This window comes from Pseudidiomarina salinarum, assembly GCF_000753715.1.
Classification (GTDB): Bacteria; Pseudomonadota; Gammaproteobacteria; order Enterobacterales; family Alteromonadaceae; genus Pseudidiomarina; species Pseudidiomarina salinarum.
This window is the reverse complement of record NZ_JPER01000001.1, coordinates 976,921-992,650: the sequence shown is the minus strand read 5'-3', so window position 1 is coordinate 992,650 and position 15,730 is coordinate 976,921. Positions and strand designations below refer to the sequence as shown.

The window sequence follows — 15,730 nt, the reverse complement described above, 5'->3', positions numbered from 1 at the left end:
GGTTCTCAATAAGTTACCATAAGTTGGTGAAAAGTCCAACGCTTCACAGCTAGCTTTTTAACCGCCCGGAGTGAAATCACAATCATGGAAAAATGTCTGCCAGTGTTGCGCATGGGCGCGTGTAGCCCGGTTTAGCCGGGTGGGTAATTGCTGCAGTTGATCAAGGTAAACATTCATTGGTGCCAGCTCAGACTGATCACGCAGGCGTTGAAGAACAGGTGCCAGTTGATATGCCTGGGTGGTAAAGCCAGCCAGCAGTGGTTGTAGTTCATCGGCAAAAAAGCTCATGAAAATCGTTTTCAGTATTTCAGCCCGCCGGGGTGTGCCGGCACTTAAGCAGCCGGCGCGCTGGCTTAGGTTATCAACCAGCGGTGTTAACTGCTCAAGGTAGGCCTGCTGATCGTGCAACGCGCGCCAGAAACCGGGCAGGTAGGTACTTTGCGCTACGGTTCGCAGGGCTGTTTCTAATTGCTCTTCATTCGGAAGTGGATCCTCTTGATCGCGGTATTCAAGCACCTGAACCACGATTTCCAGCGCCGCGAGCGCCGGAGCAAACGACTCTACTGCGGCGCTCGCCAACGGCGTGCCAGCTGGCGTCAGCGCATGACGAAGCGCATCGTCGGTTGCTATAGCTTGTTGCCGGGCATCGCTCATGGTTGCTGATTTATCCCGGACTGCTTGCTGCAGGCGGTTCTGCAGATCGGACGCGCCGGCGTCTTCGAGCTGGCGGATGCACTGCTTCATCGCTTCGACTAAGCGAATATCCCCGTAGTAGCGTGACAGGCCCTCGGTCAGACGCCCCAATGCGCTGTTGCGTTCGGCAATCAGAGCGCCGGCGGGGCAGGCATCAAGCCGCATTGAATCAAGCAAAGACAAGGATACCCGCGGGATATCCAGCCGCAGATCGCGAACCGCTGGCGGCCGCTCTGGGGCTGGCAGACTGATATCAGGGGTGTCGACATTCTGGGTGTTAGCGAGGCGCTGCTGGTAGTCATCCCATTGCCGCAGCAATTTGGGCCGCTCGCTGCAGGCGCTAAGCGTTAGCAGCAGGACCAGTCCGCCGTAGCCAAGGCGTCGCAGAAAAAGTACAATCGAAATTGTTATCTGTATCACGCGGTTGGAACCTCATTATGTTTACTGGAATCGTGCAAACCCAGGCGGTTGTCGCTCACATCGACCTGCATCCTGAATTCAGGCATCTACGTTTGAATGTTGCGCCGCAATTTCTGCAGCAACTTGAGATTGGTGCAAGTATAGCAATTAACGGCTGCTGTCTGACGGTCGTTGGCTTTGAGCTGCCAGCCGGGCAGAAGAATGAGCCGGGCAGTGTGGAGTTTGACGTTATTGATGAAACATTGCGGCTCACCAACCTGGGTGATCTGGCGATCAATGACAAGGTGAACTTTGAACGTTCACTGAAAGTTGGCGACGAGATCGGTGGCCATCACGTATCCGGACATATTCACTGTATCGGCCAGGTGGTTGAGCGGCAGCATGATGAGTTTAACTGGACATTATGGATTGTGTTTCCGGAAACCTTCGCACGGTTTGTGTTCAGTAAGGGTTTTATCAGTGTAAACGGTGCCAGTCTGACTATCGGCGAGGTGAAGGGGAATCGTTTTTCGCTGCATCTGATCCCAGAAACGTTGCGCCTGACGAACCTGGAGCAGGCGAACTGGGTAAATCTGGAGTTTGATCAGCAGACCATGACTATCGTGGAGACCGTTGAACGCGTTCTCGCGCAGCGGAACCCGGCCAACGGCTAACGTGTTTTAGTAGTAGTTCTCGTCATCGCTCTTAACGCGAACGATGATTTTGTTGTGCTGTTCGTCGACATCAACCACCAGGCGAATATCCGAACCACAATTGCGGCACTCATCCTGATAATCCTGATTGCCCATTGATGGGTCAATGTCCAGATGTACCGGGTGACCGCAGAACGGACAACTGACGGTGGCATCGCGCAATTTATCGGTATCCATAAGGACCTCCTGTAATTGAATTTATTTTAAAGCGATTGTTTTACAGTATGGTCGAAGTTGCAGATTTTTCCTGTCCGCCAGTGGATTTTGCGAAAACTTTAGTTAAACAGCATGGCGATACCGCCGAGCGCAATCACTGCACCCAGCAGGGCCCGCCCGGACAGCGGTTGCCCGCGTAGCCACTGAATCGGTACCAGCCATAATGGCGCGGTCGCGAGCAGCGTCTGCGCAACCCCCGGATTGATATAGGCAATGGCTATTTGTTGCAGCCAGATCGCCAGAAAAGTGCCCATCACGATGGCGGTCAGTAACCAGGGAATTGAGGTGTGGCGTAGCGCTGAGCGGGTCGCGCCAATAATACTGGGTTTAAGTAATAACAGCGCAACGGTAAGCGCTACGGTGCCGGCAAAGAGCCGCAGTAAAGCTGCGCTTACCGGCGAGACTTCAAAGCTTGCCAGCGCATGAAATGACATCACCAGACCCAAGGCCTGACAGAAGGCCGCGCCGGTGCCTGCCAGCACCCCGCTGATACTTATTTTTGCCGCTGGCTCGGCATGCTGGCGTCGCCGTTCGCTGAGTACCACCAAAATACCCATGATAGTTACTGACGCCGCGGTGACTTCGAGCCAGCTCATTCCTTCTGCAAGTAACAGCCAGGCGAGTACCGCAGCGAACGGCGGCGCCAGGTATTCAAGCAACATGGTATGCCAGGGCCCGAGCCGGCGCAGGGCGGTGAAGTAAAGCGTATCGCCAATGGTGATGCCGATCACCCCGCTGGCCAGTAATATCCACGCCGCGGTGCTGCCATCAAACTCCAGCAGGTTACCGGTAAGCCAGGCGCCAAGCACCAGCAAAGGGCAGGCTACGGCACCTTTGACCATATTTAACTGGGCGGCATTCAGGAAGCTTCCGGCCTGACTGTAAAGTACAGTGGCCAGGGCCCAGAATAATGCAGCGGTGAGAGCGGCCAGCGGGCCTATAAAGGTTTCCATCAGCGGCATTCTAGCGGCCATTTTGGATTGCAGCAATGGCCGCTGTGGGCTATAGTGGCGCCTTTAAAATGAACAAGTGACACTTGGTAGGTGCCACCACTGTAAATAAGGATTTAAGTCATGCCTGTAGTAACGCTTCCCGATGGTAGTCAACGCGAGTTTGATAAGCCGGTTTCCGTGCTGGAAGTCGCCCAGGATATCGGCCCCGGTCTGGCAAAAGCCACCGTGGCTGGTCGTATTGACGGCGAGTTAGTCGATGCCTGTGAACTGATCACCGAGGATGCCACGGTCCAGATCATTACGCCGAAAGATGATGATGGCGTTCATATTATCCGTCACTCGTGCGCGCATTTGCTGGGACATGCTCTGAAGCAACTGTACCCGGAAGCCAAAATGGCAATCGGACCGGTGATTGATAACGGTTTCTACTACGATGTGGATCTCGATCGGCCGATTACCCAGGATGACCTGGCGGCGCTGGAAGAGCGCATGCTGAAACTGGCCAAGACCGAATATGAGGTGGTGCGCCATAAAGTAAGCTGGCAGGAAGCGCGCGAGACCTTTGTCGAACGGCATGAGCCTTATAAAGTTGAAATTCTTGATGACGACATCAGCCAGGATGCCCGTCCGGGTCTGTATCATCACGAAGAATACATTGATATGTGCCGCGGTCCGCATGTGCCGAATATGCGTTTCTGTCAGCATTTTAAGGTAATGAAAGTTGCCGGCGCCTACTGGCGTGGTGATTCTGATAACAAGATGCTGCAGCGCATTTATGGTACGGCCTGGGCTGACAAAAAGCAGTTGAAAGCCTATTTGCAGCGCCTGGAAGAAGCCGAAAAACGGGATCACCGTAAGATTGGTAAAACCCAGGATCTGTTTCACTGGCAGGAAGAAGCGCCGGGAATGGTGTTCTGGCACCATAACGGCTGGGCTATATTCCTGGAGCTGGAGCGCTTTATTCGTGAGAAACTGCGCGAATACCGCTATCAGGAAGTGAAAGGCCCGCTAATGATGGATCGGGTCTTGTGGGAGCGGTCTGGTCACTGGGAGAAGTTCTCGGACCTGATGTTCACCACAGCCTCTGAGAATCGTGAATATGCGATTAAGCCGATGAACTGCCCGGGACACGTACAGATATTTAACCAGGGCCTTAAATCATACCGTGACCTGCCATTACGTATGGCGGAATTCGGTAGCTGTCACCGGAATGAACCGTCTGGCGCCTTGCACGGTCTGATGCGGGTACGTGGCTTCACGCAGGACGATGCGCATATCTTCTGTACTGAAGATCAGGTGCAGGCTGAGGTCAGTGGCTGTATCAAGATGGTCTATGAAACCTATAAGACCTTTGGTTTTGATGAAATCGTAGTGAAGCTGTCTACCCGGCCGGAAAAACGTCTGGGCACCGATGCGACCTGGGATCATGCCGAACAAGCTTTAGCCGAGGCGCTGAAGAACAACGGTATTGATTTTGAGTATCTGCCGGGCGAGGGTGCTTTCTACGGACCGAAGATTGAATTTACTTTACATGATTGTCTGGGTCGTGCCTGGCAATGTGGTACTGTGCAGCTGGATTTCGCGCTGCCAGAGCGTTTAGGCGCTACTTATGTCGGCGAAGACAACGATCGCCATACCCCGGTAATGATTCACCGGGCGATTTTAGGCTCCCTGGAACGTTTCATGGGGATCCTGATCGAAGAATATGCCGGATATTTCCCATTATGGCTGGCGCCAACTCAGGTTGTGGTGATGAATATTACCGATAATCAGGCCGATTACGTAAAAAATACCGTAAAAGAGCTGAATAAACTCGGATTCCGCGCGACAGCCGACTTGAGAAATGAGAAAATAGGCTTTAAAATTCGTGAGCATACGTTAAAACGTGTTCCATATTTACTCGTAGTAGGCGATAAAGAAGTCGAAAACGAGTCGGTTGCGGTGCGTACTCGTCGTGGTGAAGACCAAGGTGTCAAAGGTCTGCAGCAGTTTATGGCAGAGCTGAACGACGAAGTAAACAGTCGCAAGATTAGTTAATTGATTGGAGGAATGACCCATTAAAGGCGGAAAAAGAACTCAGAAAGCTGGTGATAAAAATCGGATCAACGAAGAAATTCGTGAAAAAGAAGTACGATTGATCGGAGTTGAAGGCGAACAGATTGGTGTCGTGAGTATTGACGAGGCCATGAAAGCTGCCGAAGAGGCGGGCGTCGACCTGGTCGAGATTAGCCCGAATGCCGAGCCACCAGTCTGTCGCTTGATGGATTACGGTAAATTCCTGTACGAAAAGGCGAAAAGCCAGAAAGAGCAAAAGAAGAACCAGAAACAGATCCAGGTTAAGGAAGTTAAATTCCGGCCTGGCACTGACGAAGGCGATTATCAGGTAAAACTGCGCAACCTGAGTCGTTTTCTGGAGGGAGGTGACAAAACTAAAGTCACCGTTCGTTTCCGTGGCCGGGAAATGGCGCACCAGGAGATTGGGATTGAATTGCTAAATCGGATTAAAGAAGATTTAGCTGAAATCTCAGTACTTGAATCGTTCCCAAGACGTGCTGAGGGTCGCCAGATGATTATGGTTCTGGCCCCTGCTAAGAAGTGACTGTGGTCCACAAGTAGGGCGGCGTAAGCCAAACTCACCCTGTCACACTGTTATATACCAATGCGGAGTATTTTCAATGCCGAAAATAAAATCCAACCGAGGCGCTGCGAAGCGCTTCAAGAAAACCGCTTCAGGCGGCTTTAAGTGCAAGCAATCCCACTTGCGTCACATTCTGACTAAGAAGAGCTCTAAGCGGAAACGTCACCTGCGTGCAAAAAGCATGGTTCACGTCGCCGATGTTCCATTAGTCGCTCGTATGTTACCGTACGCGTAAGGAAGGAGACAGCAAATGGCACGAGTAAAACGTGGTGTGACAGCGCGCGCGCGTCACAAGAAAGTCCTGAAGCAGGCGAAAGGTTATTATGGTGCTCGTAGTCGCGTTTATCGCGTCGCGAAACAAGCCGTCATTAAAGCAGGTCAGTATGCATACCGTGACCGCCGCAACAAAAAGCGTCAATTCCGTCAATTATGGATTGTTCGTATTAATGCTGCAGCACGTCAAAACGGTCTGTCGTACAGCCGCTTTATCAATGGCTTGAAAAAAGCATCAGTTGAAATCGATCGTAAGATCCTGGCAGATATCGCAGTGCATGACCAAAAAGGTTTTGCTGCGCTGGTAGAGAAAGCGAAAGGTTCACTAGTATAAGTAAACTGAAAATGTGAAAAAGGGAGCTTATAAGCTCCCTTTTTTTATGGGTTTTCGCTATCATAGGCGCTTTCCCAGCCATTGGTCATCATTGAGGAAGGTCATGGAGTTAAATGACATCGTTGCCGCTGCGCAAGCGGCCGTTGCAAAGGCGAATACGCCGCAGGAACTGGATCAGGTCCGGGTGGACTATCTGGGCAAGAAGGGCCAGTTAACCGAGCAGCTGAAAAGTCTGGGTAAACTGAGCGCCGAAGAGCGCCCCGCGGCCGGCCAGGCAATCAATCAGGCCAAGCAGGATGTGCAGCAGGTTATTAACGCGCGCAACGATGAACTGAAGCAGGCGCAGCTGGCCGAGAAGCTTGCGGCCGAGCGCATTGACGTCAGTCTTCCTGGCCGTCGTCCGCAACTGGGCGGCTTCCATCCGGTCACGAAGACCATCCAGCGCATTGAAGCCTTCTTTGGCGATTTAGGTTTCCGCGTGGTGGAAGGGCCTGAAGTCGAAGATGACTTTCATAATTTTGATGCTTTGAATATACCGGCTAACCATCCGGCCCGCGCTGATCACGATACCTTCTACTTCACGCCGAAGACCATGCTGCGTACCCAGACCTCCGGGGTTCAGATCCGTACCATGGAAACCGAGCAACCGCCGTTGCGTATCATTTCGCCGGGGCGGGTATACCGGAACGACTACGATCAGACCCACACGCCGATGTTCCATCAGGTGGAAGGGCTGATGGTCGACACGGATGTCAGCTTTACCCAGCTAAAAGGGATTCTGGAAGATTTTCTGGTTAACTTTTTTGAAGAATCACTGGAAGTGCGCTTCCGGCCTTCTTATTTCCCGTTCACTGAACCTTCCGCCGAAGTCGATGTGCGGCGTAAAGACGGCCAGTGGCTTGAAGTGCTCGGCTGCGGCATGGTGCATCCGAGCGTGCTGACAGCAGTTGGTATCGATGCGGAGAAATATACCGGCTTTGCCTTTGGTATGGGCGTTGAGCGTTTAACTATGCTCCGCTACGGGGTGAACGACCTGCGTGCATTCTTCGAAAACGATGTACGTTTTCTGAAACAATTTAATTGATCGTCGGGTGAGCAGATGAAATTTAGTGAACAGTGGCTACGAACCTGGGTAAACCCGGCTCTTGATAGTACCGAACTGGCAGAACAGCTCAGTATGGCTGGCCTGGAAGTCGATGATATTACCCCCGTTGCTGAAAGTTTTAGCAAGGTCGTAGTGGGCGAAGTGGTCAAATGCTGGCAGCATCCTGATGCGGATAAATTGCAGGTAACCGAAGTTGATATCGGCACTGAAGAGCCGGCGACTATCGTTTGCGGCGCACCAAACTGCCGTACCGGAATCAAGGTTGCGGTGGCAACAGTCGGTGCGGTACTGCCTGGCGATTTTAAAATTAAGAAGGCCAAGCTTCGCGGCCAACCCTCACTGGGCATGCTGTGTTCAAGTTCAGAACTGGGTCTGACTGACGATCACGAGGGTATCATTGAGCTGCCGGCCGACGCACCTGTCGGTATGGACTATCGTAAATATCTGGAACTGGACGACGTAACCCTGGATGTTGATTTGACGCCAAACCGGGCAGATTGCCTGGGTATTCGCGGCATCGCCCGCGAAGTTGGCGTACTGAACAAACTGGCGGTCACTGAACCTGCGATGGCGCCGGTATCAGCAACAACCGATAGTAAACGGGCGGTGGTACTTGATGCGCCGGCGGCTTGTCCACGCTATTTGGGACGGGTGGTCGAAAATATTAATATCGATGCGCAGAGCCCTTTGTGGTTAACCGAGCGTCTGCGCCGCAGCGGTGTGCGCAGTATCGATCCTGTGGTCGATATTACTAACTATGTGTTACTGGAGCTCGGTCACCCCATGCACGCCTTTGATCAGGATAAGCTGCAGGGCGCGGTGCATATCCGCCACGGCCATAAAGATGAAAAGCTGACCCTGCTAGATGGTAATGAAGTGACTCTTGATGGCGATGTACTGGTTATCGCAGATGAGCGCCAGGCACTGGCCATGGCCGGGATTTTTGGCGGTGAAGCAAGTGGCGTAACCAGCTCTACGAAAAACGTGTTTCTGGAAAGTGCGTTTTTTGCCCCGGATGCAATAGCCGGGCGCGCCCGTCGCTTCGGCCTGCATACCGATGCGTCCCATCGCTATGAACGCGGCGTCGATCCACAGTTACAACGTACTGCAATGGAGCGGGCAACAGCTTTGTTGCTCGAAATTTGCGGCGGTGAAGCGGGTCCGATAGTGGAAGCCGCGGCTGAAGAATATATCCCGAAACCGGTTACCGTTACGTTACGCGAAGAGCGTCTGGCGCGGGTACTGGGGATCCGGATTGAAAATAGTGAAGTAACGGAAATTCTTGAGCGCCTTGGTTTTACTGTAAAAGCAAACGACGCTGGCTGGCAGGTGACAGTGCCGACTTTCCGTTTTGACATCAGTATTGAAGAAGACTTAATCGAAGAAGTGGCGCGTATCTATGGTTATCACCGGATTCAGGCGTCAGCGCCTGCGGCCCGGCTACAGATGATCCCACGCCAGGAGCGCCTGATTCATGCGACCAGTTTTAAACGTGTGCTACTCGATCGTGGTTATCAGGAAGCCATTACCTATAGCTTTGTGGATCCTAAGCATCAGGCCACACTCTTTGGTGATATTGAGTCGCTGATTTTACCATTTCCGATTTCAGTTGAGATGTCTGCCATGCGGGTCAGTTTGTGGCCAGGCCTGTTAGGCGCTGTGGCGCATAACCAGAAGCGTCAGCAGCAATCACTGGCGTTCTGTGAAACCGGCCTGCGGTTTTTACCCGACAGCCAGGCTGAAAATGGCGTCAGACAACAGCCGATGATAGGCGGGGTGCGCGCCGGTAAAGCTTTCGGTGAACACTGGAGTGACGCGGACCGCCCGGTCGACTTTTATGATATTAAAGGCGATGTTGAAGCCTTGCTGGCACTGACTACTGACGCCAAACAGTTCCGCTTTGTTGCCGAGCAACATCCGGCCCTGCACCCAGGTCAGTCAGCCGCTATTTACCGCGGCGGCGCCCGCGTCGGCTACATTGGCGCAGTGCATCCGCAGCATGAGAAAAAGCTCGGACTGAACGGGCGTACCTTCGTATTTGAACTGGAACTGGATGCGATTAGCCAGCGGCCGGTGCCCAAAGCCCAGCCGGTTTCGAAATACCCGATGATACGCCGTGATTTAGCGCTGGTAGTAAAAGAACAACACGCTGCCGGTGAAATCCTCGCTGCAATCGAAAATATTGGCGTTAATCATTTGGTTGGCCTAAACTTATTCGACGTTTATCAAGGTCCTGGCGTAGCAGAGGGACATCGCAGTTTAGCGCTGTCATTAACCCTGCAACATGCCGAACGTACCTTAGAGGAACAAGAAATCAACAACGCAGTAGCTGCGATTGTTGAGATGCTGACATCTGAATTTGGGGCAACCCTAAGAGAGTGATGACATGGCGCTGACCAAAGCTGAACTGGCTGAACATTTGTTTGATAAGTTCGGGATCAACAAAAGCGACGCAAAAGAATTGGTCGAGAACTTTTTTGAGGAAATCCGCCGCTCTTTAGAACAAGGTGAAGCGGTGAAGTTGTCCGGATTTGGTAACTTCGAATTGCGCACCAAGAATGAAAGACCGGGGCGCAATCCCAAAACCGGTGAGGATATTCCAATTTCAGCCCGGCGGGTAGTGACCTTCCGGCCCGGGCAAAAACTGAAACAGCGGGTTAGCGGCGCCAAGCCTCAGAGCTGATCCGCATAAGGGGCCCGAATATTACTTAAAAAACAGGCTGCTGAAAGGGTTTAACAGCCTGCTCAAACCTGATGTAAAATGCAGCGGCGCGTCCAGCGTCGCCAGCGTCAGACAGTCTTCCTGCTGAGTTTGCGGCGTATGCTTATGACTGCCGTCCAGCAGTACAAAGTCCCCGTCCCGGTACTCGTCAGTCTCATCAACAAAGACACCGTTAATTACCAGCGTAGCTTCATGGCCTTTATGGGTGTGTTCGGGTACCTGGGCACCACTTCCCATGTAAATAAAATTCAGTACTTCGTCACTACCCAGATTTACCGGGGCGCGCCACATTTTGCCAAGCATTTTGTGCCAGCTACCAATGCGATGGTAATTACGGGCAAGGGTAGCCGGTAATTCAAAGCGCTTTCCTTCCAGGAACAAATAGTTGTCGCTATCGTCAAGACTGCGGTGGGCAGGTGCTGGTGATTTGATAATGGCATCGACCATCATATCCAGGTTTGCAGACCAACTGGCGGGTGCAGCCATGGGGTCGCCGAAAAGCCGCTGTGAGAGCTGCTCTTCAATATCCTGGACGTGGCCCTGGCAATGCGGACACATATCGATGTGCGTACCGACAGTGATTAACATCGCCGCGCTCAGATCGCCGGCAACGTACTCAACTAATTGTTGCTCTGAAGGGTGGAATTTAATCATCGCTGTGTATCAACTCTTTTAATTTCTGAATAGCGAGCCGTGTACGCGATTTGACCGTACCAAGCGGAATTGACAGGGCATCGGCAACTTCTTGCTGGGATTTTCCCTCAATATAAATAAGCTGGATAGCAACCCGCTGAGCGTCCGGTAGTTGGTCACAGTAGACGGCGAGCTGCTGCATCAGCAGGTCCTGATCTAATGCGTAGTCATCATCAAGGCTTTCATTTTGTTCGGCCAGTACCGGCCATAGGTCGTCTGCGCTTAAATCATGCTGGCGATATTTGTTCTTGCGAAGGATATCGAAGCGAATGTTTCGGGCAATGGTAAATATCCAGGTAGCCGCTGAACCGCGATCTGGTTTGAATAAGTGCGCTTTATGCCACACATTCGCCATGGTTTCCTGAACCAGATCCTTAGCGGTCTGTTCATTGCCAAACTGGCGCGTGGCATAGGCTTGCAGGCGCGGAGCAAAATGTCGAAAGAGTTCACTGAACGCTGCTCGCGACTGGTCGGCCGCTATTCTGGCGAGCAAATCGGCAGCATGCTCTGGATCTTCCGGCCGGGCTGAGGACATAGTTTTCCGTGATGTTATCGCTTCAGTTACTAACTGCATAGTCTATACCTGCTGGAATATTCCTCAAGTTAAGATTACTACGTAAGTTCCTATTGTCCGGATCACCCGTCGCTTTGTGCGACTAGTTTGCGCAGATACGCCAGCGCTTCCTGGCAGTCGGGCTGTGCTACGAGACGCTGCTTGATGCTTGCGCAAACGGGGAGTAGCTCAAGCCACCGCAGGCATATCCAGTCGGCCCGCGCTAGGTTTTCAGGCAACGGATCTATGCCTAAATCGGGATAACTGGAATAAACGGCGCTAAGGTGTTCGGCAAGAATCTTATCGTCGGCGGGTAATGCTGTAGCTGCCCAGCCGTCAATGGGTTCGGCGGTGCCAGTGCGTAAACCGTCGATTGCGTTGTCAATATGATTGATTTTAAAAAGCTGTTCGCCTACCACCGTGATGCCCAGCAGACCGTCTGGCAACGCATCAAAATCGATAATCCGACAGAGGGTTCCGAATTGATGAATATGGCTGTTATCAGCGATCTGGCCGTCTTCATTTACCATACAGATACCTATCGGTGCTGCCGGTGACTGGCCGCATGCCTCGCGCACCATGCGCAGATAACGCGGCTCAAAGATCCGCAAGCGCATCTGCCCACCGGGCAAAATATGACCGGATAGTGGAAACAGTGGAACCTTAATGGGCGCTGCAGACATTTTTATCCCCTAAAATCGTTAGCTTGTGCAATCAGATAGTGGTCTATTGATATCTGCATACGGAAATAATCCGATGGCGGTTCATTACGCTGAACTTTTACCGACATTTTTCGTAAACTCAATTAGAGAGTCAGGTAATCAGGAACGCAACTGCACGAACGAAGGGACGTTATGACGCGATTAAAAGTTGGGATCAGCGCCTGTCTGTTGGGCGATCAGGTACGCTATGACGGTGGTCATAAGCGATCATCTTTTTGTGCCGACGAATTAGCGCGGCATGTGGAGTTTATCCGGCTGTGTCCGGAAGTAGGTATTGGTATGCCGGTACCGCGGCCGACTATCCGGCTGGAGCAGCACGGTGATGTCACACGCGCCGTTATACCCAAAACTGGCGAGGATGTGACCGGGGCGTTACAGGCTTTCGCCGACAGGGCGGTAGCGCAGACCGATAAAGTGAGCGGCTATGTGTTATGCGCTAAATCGCCCAGTTGCGGCATGGAGCGGGTAAAGGTTTATGACCCGGACACCGGACATGCTCAGAAAACCGGCCAGGGCTTATTTGCGGCCCGGCTGCAACAACGCTATCCGGCCTTACCGTTGGAAGAAGACGGGCGTTTAAACGACCCCGGACTGCGCGAAAACTTCATCATGCGGGTGTACGTTTATCACGGCTGGCAGCAGCTGGTGGCGCCTGTCAGTAAAGCAGCATTGCTCGAATTTCACACCAGCCTTAAGCTTTTGCTACTGGCCCATAGCCAGCAGGTTTACCGCAAGCTTGGTCGGGAGTTGGCGCAAACTGAAGTGATTACCAGCGAGTTCTGCAGGTATTACATTGAAATCTTAATGCAGGCGCTGGCTACGCCGGCATCGCGAGCCAATCACACCAATGTGCTGCAGCATATTCAGGGCTATTTTAAGCAGCAGCTCACTGTCGCCCAGAAAGCGGAACTTACCGAGCTGGTGCTTGCTTATCATGCCGGACATCAGCCATTACTGGTACCACTGACCCTGATTAAGCACTATTTACGGGAGTATCCTGACGCTTATCTGAGCGGTCAGCGTTATTTGCAGCCTTACCCATTGGATCTCAAATTGAGGTATGCACTGTGACCAACGCTGGAATCTGGTTCAGGGGCGATCTGCGCCTGACCGATAATCCCGCCGCTACCGCCGCTTTGGCGGAGCATTCGGGCGAGGGGCCGGTGCATGCGATTTATCTGGCGGCCGGCGGGCAATGGCAGGAACATGACTGGGCGCCGATTAAAGCCGATTTGCTGTGGCGACACCTGGACTGCTTTCGTCAGGATGCGGCCAAACATGGCGTGCTGCTGCACATTGTGGTAGCGGACACCTGGCAGGACGCACCGCGACACCTCCTTGAGTTCTGCCGTGCGCACAACATCGACGCCGTGCATTTTAACCGGGAATACCCGGTTGACGAACAGCGGCGGGATCACGCGGTTTGCGCCTGCCTGGCTGAGCATGATATCAGCTGCCAGAGTTATCATGGTCTGCTGCTGGTACCGCCGGTGCTGTCGCCAACAACGGATAACGCCTATTACCAGAAATTCACACCCTTTAACCGGGCGTGGCGCGAACACATAGCCTTAGCAGGAATACCCGGGCCGGTTGCGCTAACAGAACAGGATTGTCGATCACAGCTGCAGCCCTTGCCGGATTGCCCGTATGAACGACGGGACAGTAGTTCCTGGCAGGTTGGCGAAGCAGCGATTCAGAGCCAGCTGCAACAATTTATTGATGAGCAGATTGACGATTATCACGAGGATCGCGACCGGCCAGCGCTCGATAACACCTCAAGGCTTTCGCCTTACTGGGAACTCGGTGTGCTGTCGCCGGTAACTGCAGCACGTAAATTACAGCAGCTTAGCCCTGATTTTCCCGATGGGCTGAATAAGGGGGCTGATACCTGGCTAACCGAACTGGCCTGGCGCGAATTTTATCAGCACTTGATGCATCACATTCCCCGACTAAGCTATAAGAAGGCATTTAAACAATATACGGATGAATTCCCCTGGCGTGACAGCGATGATGACTTCCAACGTTGGTGTGAAGGACGCACGGGATACCCGATTGTTGATGCCGGTATGCGGCAGTTGGCAGCGGAGGGATGGATGCATAACCGACTGCGCATGATAGTTGCGAACTTTCTGGTAAAAGATTTACGAATCGACTGGCGTAAAGGTGAGCAGTTTTTTATGCGTCATTTAATTGACGGCAGCTTTCCGGCCAATAACGGCGGCTGGCAGTGGAGTGCCTCAACAGGAACGGACGCGGTGCCGTATTTTCGGGTGTTTAATCCAACCCGACAGAGTGAAAAGGTTGATCCGGACGGCAGCTACATTCGTAAATGGGTGAGTGAGTTAAGCGATTGTCCGGCCAGTTGCATTCATGCGCCGGCGTCGTGGCTGCGTAGTCAGCCGGATAATGACTACCCTGCGCCAATGGTGGATCACAGTAAGGCGCGGGAAGAATTTCTGAAAGCTTTTAAGCAACTCTAACTCACAATGGTGAAACGGAGATCAGTATGAGCAGCGATAGCAGCCCTGAAAGAAAAGACGAAAAAGTCGAAAGCGAGGATCGCCCTGAAATTGTTGAGCGATTAGCAAAATTCTACGATGAATTCAGCGAGCAGGATTTTGATGATTTAGACGAGCTTTACGACGAAGAAATTACTTTCTCTGATCCTGTGCATCAGGTGTACGGTATTGATGACTTAAAGGAATACCTTAAACACAGCATGGAAAATGTGGAACAGTGTCATTTCGCTTTTACCGAGTTCATGCTGAACGACAATCAACTCTTTATCAGCTGGCAGATGCGATTTGTCCATCCGAAGGTGTCTGCCGGTCGCGAAGTGGTCATTCCGGGAGTTAGTCACTTTAAGCTCAGGGACGACAAAATTTGTGAGCAGGAAGATTTTTACGATCTGGGCGTGATGCTTTACGAGCAGATCCCTGTACTCGGCTATTTTGTTAAAAAGGTGAAGCAACGTATGGTACCCGAATCATGAATATTCTTATTACCGGTGGAACCTCCGGCATCGGCCGCCAGCTAGCAATGGATTACGCAGAAGCGGGCCATAATGTGATCGTCTGTGGTCGTACAGAAGCAGCCTTGCATGAGTTGCAGGAGCGCTATCCCAAACAGATCGCTGGCCAGCAACTCGACGTGACCGATGCCGAAGCGACCTTGCAGGCATTGCGCAGCTATATCGACATTGACCTGGTGATTTTGTCTGCGGGAGTAGCTGAGTATGTCGACATTGAGAACTTCAATACAGCGCTGTTTGAGCGTGTCTACGAGGTCAATGTATTCGGTACGGTGCGGTGTATCGAGGCGGTGCTGCCCAATCTGAAACGGGGCAGTAAACTGGTGATTGTTGGCAGTACCGCCAGGCTGTTGCCGTTTACCCGGGCTGAGGCTTACGCGTCATCCAAAGCGGCTTTACATTATATAGCCAGAAGCCTGCAGGTTGATCTTGCCGATCGCGGAATTAAGGTATTGACCGTATCGCCCGGCTTTGTGAAAACGCCGATGACAGATAAGAATGATTTTGAGATGCCGATGCGCGTTTCGGTTGAGTTTGCGTCGAAGTCCATCCGCCGCGGTATTGAGAAGAATAAAACGGATATCAGCTTTCCACGAATTTTTAGTTTTTTCCTGAAGTTTATGGCGTTATTGCCGCAACGCTGTCAGGTTGCTATATCGAAGCGACTTGCGTAACAAGGCTGATA

Annotated in this window: 18 protein-coding genes; 12 read left to right on the top strand and 6 right to left on the bottom strand. The window is 52.3% G+C overall.

The window, feature by feature from the left end:
- Nucleotides 1-57: 57 nt before the first annotated feature.
- Entirely contained in the window at nt 58-1,113 is a 1,056-nt protein-coding gene (locus IDSA_RS04735; RefSeq protein ID WP_034774633.1) for a DUF3080 family protein, read from the bottom strand.
- A gap of 17 nt (nt 1,114-1,130) precedes the next feature.
- On the opposite strand from IDSA_RS04735, the gene IDSA_RS04730 reads away from it, so the two are divergent.
- Nucleotides 1,131-1,766: a riboflavin synthase gene (locus IDSA_RS04730; RefSeq protein WP_034774631.1), complete on the top strand. Its 636-nt coding sequence runs from the start codon at nt 1,131-1,133 to the stop codon at nt 1,764-1,766.
- A gap of 6 nt (nt 1,767-1,772) precedes the next feature.
- On the opposite strand, the gene IDSA_RS04725 is transcribed toward IDSA_RS04730, so the two are convergent.
- Together IDSA_RS04725 and IDSA_RS04720 are read right to left on the bottom strand one after the other, a co-directional pair.
- A complete protein-coding gene (locus tag IDSA_RS04725; protein WP_034774630.1) occupies nt 1,773-1,982 on the bottom strand; it encodes a zinc ribbon domain-containing protein in 210 nt (69 codons plus the stop codon).
- A 98-nt stretch (nt 1,983-2,080) separates the two neighbouring features.
- Complete coding sequence (locus IDSA_RS04720) at nt 2,081-2,995, bottom strand: DMT family transporter (RefSeq protein ID WP_232221257.1); 915 nt, start codon at nt 2,993-2,995, stop codon at nt 2,081-2,083.
- Nucleotides 2,996-3,094: 99 nt separating this feature from the next.
- Between IDSA_RS04720 and thrS the strand changes: the two genes are divergently transcribed.
- From thrS to IDSA_RS04685, 7 genes are all read left to right on the top strand, one after another.
- The gene (gene thrS, locus IDSA_RS04715; RefSeq protein WP_034774628.1) at nt 3,095-5,011 is read left to right on the top strand and encodes a threonine--tRNA ligase; all 1,917 of its coding nucleotides are present in this window, start codon (nt 3,095-3,097) and stop codon (nt 5,009-5,011) included.
- A 19-nt stretch (nt 5,012-5,030) separates the two neighbouring features.
- A complete protein-coding gene (gene infC / locus IDSA_RS04710) occupies nt 5,031-5,573 on the top strand; it encodes a translation initiation factor IF-3 (RefSeq protein WP_051986063.1) in 543 nt (180 codons plus the stop codon).
- Nucleotides 5,574-5,649: 76 nt separating this feature from the next.
- Nucleotides 5,650-5,847 (top strand): 50S ribosomal protein L35, encoded by a 198-nt coding sequence (rpmI, locus tag IDSA_RS04705; RefSeq protein ID WP_034774613.1) that lies wholly within the window; start codon nt 5,650-5,652, stop codon nt 5,845-5,847.
- Nucleotides 5,848-5,862: 15 nt separating this feature from the next.
- Nucleotides 5,863-6,219, top strand: coding sequence for a 50S ribosomal protein L20 (gene rplT, locus IDSA_RS04700; RefSeq protein WP_034774610.1), 357 nt, complete (start codon nt 5,863-5,865; stop codon nt 6,217-6,219).
- Between the two features lie 103 nt (nt 6,220-6,322).
- On the top strand, nt 6,323-7,303 hold the full coding sequence (pheS, locus tag IDSA_RS04695) for a phenylalanine--tRNA ligase subunit alpha (protein ID WP_034774607.1): 981 nt from the start codon (nt 6,323-6,325) through the stop codon (nt 7,301-7,303).
- Between the two features lie 15 nt (nt 7,304-7,318).
- A complete protein-coding gene (gene pheT / locus IDSA_RS04690) occupies nt 7,319-9,706 on the top strand; it encodes a phenylalanine--tRNA ligase subunit beta (protein ID WP_034774604.1) in 2,388 nt (795 codons plus the stop codon).
- A 4-nt stretch (nt 9,707-9,710) separates the two neighbouring features.
- On the top strand, nt 9,711-10,007 hold the full coding sequence (locus IDSA_RS04685; RefSeq protein ID WP_034774601.1) for an integration host factor subunit alpha: 297 nt from the start codon (nt 9,711-9,713) through the stop codon (nt 10,005-10,007).
- A 21-nt stretch (nt 10,008-10,028) separates the two neighbouring features.
- Here IDSA_RS04685 and IDSA_RS04680 read toward each other — a convergent pair whose 3' ends face one another.
- The 3 genes from IDSA_RS04680 to IDSA_RS04670 all read right to left on the bottom strand — a co-directional run bounded on the left by IDSA_RS04680 (nt 10,029) and on the right by IDSA_RS04670 (nt 11,975).
- Complete coding sequence (locus tag IDSA_RS04680; RefSeq protein ID WP_034774598.1) at nt 10,029-10,700, bottom strand: ChrR family anti-sigma-E factor; 672 nt, start codon at nt 10,698-10,700, stop codon at nt 10,029-10,031.
- Nucleotides 10,693-11,313, bottom strand: coding sequence for a sigma-70 family RNA polymerase sigma factor (locus IDSA_RS04675; protein WP_034774595.1), 621 nt, complete (start codon nt 11,311-11,313; stop codon nt 10,693-10,695). The genes IDSA_RS04680 and IDSA_RS04675 overlap by 8 nt, the downstream gene beginning before the upstream one ends.
- A gap of 62 nt (nt 11,314-11,375) precedes the next feature.
- A complete protein-coding gene (locus IDSA_RS04670; protein WP_034774593.1) occupies nt 11,376-11,975 on the bottom strand; it encodes an LON peptidase substrate-binding domain-containing protein in 600 nt (199 codons plus the stop codon).
- A 171-nt stretch (nt 11,976-12,146) separates the two neighbouring features.
- Between IDSA_RS04670 and IDSA_RS04665 the strand changes: the two genes are divergently transcribed.
- Genes IDSA_RS04665 through IDSA_RS04650 form a run of 4 tightly spaced genes read left to right on the top strand, consistent with a single transcriptional unit; the run spans nt 12,147 to nt 15,719 of the window.
- On the top strand, nt 12,147-13,085 hold the full coding sequence (locus IDSA_RS04665; protein ID WP_034774590.1) for a YbgA family protein: 939 nt from the start codon (nt 12,147-12,149) through the stop codon (nt 13,083-13,085).
- The gene (locus IDSA_RS04660) at nt 13,082-14,494 is read left to right on the top strand and encodes a cryptochrome/photolyase family protein (protein ID WP_198024034.1); all 1,413 of its coding nucleotides are present in this window, start codon (nt 13,082-13,084) and stop codon (nt 14,492-14,494) included. The genes IDSA_RS04665 and IDSA_RS04660 overlap by 4 nt, the downstream gene beginning before the upstream one ends.
- A 26-nt stretch (nt 14,495-14,520) precedes the next feature.
- On the top strand, nt 14,521-15,006 hold the full coding sequence (locus tag IDSA_RS04655) for a nuclear transport factor 2 family protein (protein WP_051986062.1): 486 nt from the start codon (nt 14,521-14,523) through the stop codon (nt 15,004-15,006).
- Nucleotides 15,003-15,719, top strand: a complete 717-nt coding sequence (locus IDSA_RS04650; protein ID WP_034774588.1) for an SDR family NAD(P)-dependent oxidoreductase — start codon at nt 15,003-15,005, stop codon at nt 15,717-15,719. Before IDSA_RS04655 ends, IDSA_RS04650 begins: the two co-directional genes overlap by 4 nt.
- Nucleotides 15,720-15,730 lie beyond the last annotated feature (11 nt).